4 protein-coding genes are annotated in these 3,544 nt (G+C 39.8%); 1 reads left to right on the forward strand and 3 read right to left on the reverse strand.

All coding sequences use genetic code 11. The annotated features are described in order from the left end of the window. The 3 genes from GCCT14_RS03950 to GCCT14_RS03960 all read right to left on the reverse strand — a co-directional run. The coding region (locus tag GCCT14_RS03950; RefSeq protein ID WP_239978371.1) for an ATP-binding protein at positions 1-829 on the reverse strand (829 nt) is incomplete at its 3' end. After that, a complete protein-coding gene (locus tag GCCT14_RS03955) occupies positions 826-1,158 on the reverse strand; it encodes a DciA family protein (RefSeq protein WP_108624325.1) in 333 nt (110 codons plus the stop codon). The genes GCCT14_RS03950 and GCCT14_RS03955, both read right to left, overlap by 4 nt. Positions 1,159-1,306: 148 nt before the next feature. Then, positions 1,307-2,416, reverse strand: coding sequence for an MBL fold metallo-hydrolase (locus GCCT14_RS03960; RefSeq protein ID WP_108624326.1), 1,110 nt, complete (start codon positions 2,414-2,416; stop codon positions 1,307-1,309). Between the two features lie 291 nt (positions 2,417-2,707). Between GCCT14_RS03960 and GCCT14_RS03965 the strand changes: the two genes are divergently transcribed. Continuing rightward, positions 2,708-3,544: hypothetical protein (locus tag GCCT14_RS03965; protein ID WP_157952595.1), on the forward strand; the 837-nt coding region annotated here is incomplete at its 3' end.

Genomic DNA, 3,544 nt, shown 5'->3' on the forward strand with positions numbered 1-3,544 from the left:
AAACAACAATCAATTCTGAACAATAAACATTCCAACGCAACGCTATTGACACTTGAATAAAACCATTTTCTGTTTCCCTTGTTCCAGAAAAAATCAGTGGAGGCTCGAAAAGCGGAGATTTTCCTGCTTCTAAAAACGATACAAACTCATCTAATCCACCCTCGTAAAGAAAGGTAATATTCTCGCCCTTTCTTTCATCAAAGAAATCAATTTTTACACCGCCATTCAGAAATGCTAATTCTCTAATTCTCTTGAGGACAATGTTGTGATCATATTCGCAAGTAGAAAAAAGTGTCTTATCTGGCCAAAATGCTATCTTCGTACCATGAGAATCTGATGAGCCAACTACACGAAGTTCAGAAATAGGAACCCCTTTTGAAAATTCCATTTCATAAACTTTTTTATTTCTGGATACTCGAACTATGAAGGATTCCGAAAGAGCATTAACACAAGAAACACCGACACCATGTAATCCTCCAGACACCTTGTAAGCATTGTAATCAAACTTTCCACCAGCATGCAGGACAGTTAAAACAACTTCTAATGCGGAGACAGACCGCCCCCTTTTTTTTGATTCGCGATCATGAGAGTCAACAGGAATACCACGACCATTGTCCTCAACAACAACACCGCCGTCCTTCAACAAAGTTACCTGAATAAATGTGCAAAATCCTGCAACAGCTTCATCAATAGAATTATCCAACACTTCGTAAAGAAGTTGATGCAACCCGGATGACCCAGTATCTCCGATGTACATGCCAGGGCGCTCTCTGACAGCCTGAATTCCCTCAAGAACAGTGATAGAACTGGCGTCATATCGGTAAGTCATTCAGATAACCCTCTTTCCATTCTTACAACTATATTTTTTACTTCAAGATGAGGTGCGAAAGACTCTATTTCATGAATGTATTTTTCACTGAAAAGAGTACATTCTTGAAAAGCGACAAAATCCTTCACGCCAACGTAAAGAACCCCTGATGAATAAGATAAGATTCGAGAGCGAGCGAAGAGATTCGCTCCCACCACTTTTAACCATACATCAGAAATCTCCAAAGCCACATTTCTCTGTCGACAATGGCGCTGTAAAGAACGAAGATACAGTCTAAGACAAATCTTAAACTTATTATCTTCCTTTATTGGCTCTTGCCCTTCACACATTCTGTACAACACAAGAACGAAACAACTTAATCAAACTGTTCCCACCAGAACGGCCAACAAAGAATACAAATGATTTTTGAATCATAACCATTAGTATATGAATCCACACATCCGAAGAAACTGGAAATCCGCTCTGTTTCAATCCTTTTCACCAATTGAAATAATGACCGACTGGGCATAATACAAATTCATGAATAGGTACATTGTACAAATTAAGACCATTCTCTAAATCAGACAAAAGAGATCTCTCCTCTTCTAGAGCATCGCTCAAACGAAAAGTCGAATGGTGACAACCAATGCTTTTTTTTGAAAGAACAAGTTTATGTATGGCAACGGCCTCCTTTGGGCTAATGTGATTCTTACACAATAGTGAACGAGGAAGATACGCTCCGACGGGGATTAGTGAAAGATCCATTTCACCAAATCGCCTTCCAATAGTTCCAAAAAGCTCCTCAGAGAATGCTGTATCACCAGTGTAATAAAATGTTTTCTTGCAATTGCTTGTTGTTTGAAAGTTACAAACCCATCCACACCACATTGTCTTATTCCTATCCAGTAGACCTCTACCTGAATTGTGGATCGCCGGAACACTTGTTACGTCTAAAATAGCACCATGCTCATGAAAAGGGATACGAAGTGAATCTCCCCAAGAAAGCTCAATAAAATCCAACCCGAATGCTGCAACACATTCTCCCACGCCTTTGGGTACAATTAGTCGAGACTTAGGCATAATTTTAGATATGTGAGCAATAGTCTTCATATCAAGATGGTCCGGGTGATTATGACTAATCAATACAAGATCTGCACCACCTAAAAGATCCAGGCTAATTGAAGGCGGACAACAACGTCTCACTCCAGGCCAAGTTGTAAATCCTGCTCGATATGACCAGATTGGGTCCGTTAAAAGAGTAATACCAAATACTTTTAAAAAAAAAGTCGAATGACCCACCCAAGAAACAAAGGGTTTGTCAAGATGAACGGAAAATGAATGACAACGCGCTCGCAATTTTCTAAAAAAACGCTTTTCCAGTGACTTGCGACCAAAAAATCTTTCCGAAAAAGAAAGCTTACAAGCGTGAAAGACCCAAAGTGAAAAATCACAAACCCTACGAAAGGTCCTAACAGAAGAACAAGGAGGTGAATAAATATTTACAACTGTCTTAGAGGATCTCAACTTGCGAATCCACTCTACCCAAGAAGGCAAAAAGCATCCAAGTGTAATAAAGAAGTGACTTATTTTTTTCTTAGCGATCCTCATTTTCTATTCAATTCTTCCCCTAGAATTCTGCAAATGTTCAAATGACATGACATTTCCTTGCTACTGATAGCGGCTCTTTCTTCATCAATCTTATACGATTGCAAACACATAAGCAAAATGTATAGGCTCGTTGTTTTTTGACTTCAAAACTTCGCCTTGCGCACCCTCGAATTCACAACCTCAATATAGTCATGTGATTGATTAAAATCGTATTTTTTCCGTGCAAAATTGCACACTTGTCCTTACCCATGTTAAACTTGCTCCGACCTCGAAACAAACGAGGAGTTGTGTGTGTTTCGTTCTGATCATCGGCAAGCATTCAAATTCGCTCTTGCCCTCAGTGCTTCCTTGGTGCTTTCAACTTGGCTCTTGCCGTACCTAGTGCAGTTCGGGGGGTGCAAAAAACAATCCTCCCCGTTTGGTCAGTCTGTAGTGCAAGATCCACTTGAATTCTTTCCTAAAAGCACTTCCCTAGAAACTGTGCAGGATCATACACCACAAGGGAAAACACTAGAGCGGGACAGCACGGATGATAAGTTGTTTCTTTTAGAAAATAAATTTTTTCAAGTTGTAGTAACAAGTCAAGGCGGATCAATTAAAGAGATAAATTTGCCTTTGTCTACAAGTTTTGAAGAAAGACAGTCAAACCACTATCTGATTCAGCCAGTTGAAATAGACAAGTGGGTTGTTGATAAAAAACAAGAGGATGCGGTCTTTCCGCTACTAGGTAAAGCCGTCTTTTCGAAAGAAAAATCTTTGGCAAGTCGATATCATCCTTTGGTTAGAAGAAGTCTAATTTCTCGTGGCATCACCATTCCTTCCTCAATGCACACACTCTCTCTCTTCTCAGATTACGAAGATTTAAGTAAATTGCAGTACTCTGTTGTATCTCATACGGCCACCGAGCTCATTATTCAACACGTTGGAAAATCAAGGACTATTCGACGTATATTTCGTCTTCGTGATGTGCCTTATGTCATATCAGCTGTTGTTGAATTGGAGGGAGATTGCAGAGGGATTTGGATTACATCAGGTATCCCTGAAACAGAAATACTCTCCAATCAACCAGCTCCGAGAGTTCAATTCAGACACATCAAAGGAAACGGGTCTTCAATTGAGACTGTTTCG

This window comes from Candidatus Similichlamydia epinepheli (assembly GCF_003056015.1).

Bases quoted from the DNA above. Each gene is read 5' to 3' on its own strand.
- GCCT14_RS03955 (WP_108624325.1), bottom strand. From the start codon at position 1,158: ATGTGTGAAGGGCAAGAGCCAATAAAGGAAGATAATAAGTTTAAGATT.
- GCCT14_RS03960 (WP_108624326.1), bottom strand. From the start codon at position 2,416: ATGAGGATCGCTAAGAAAAAAATAAGTCACTTCTTTATTACACTTGGA.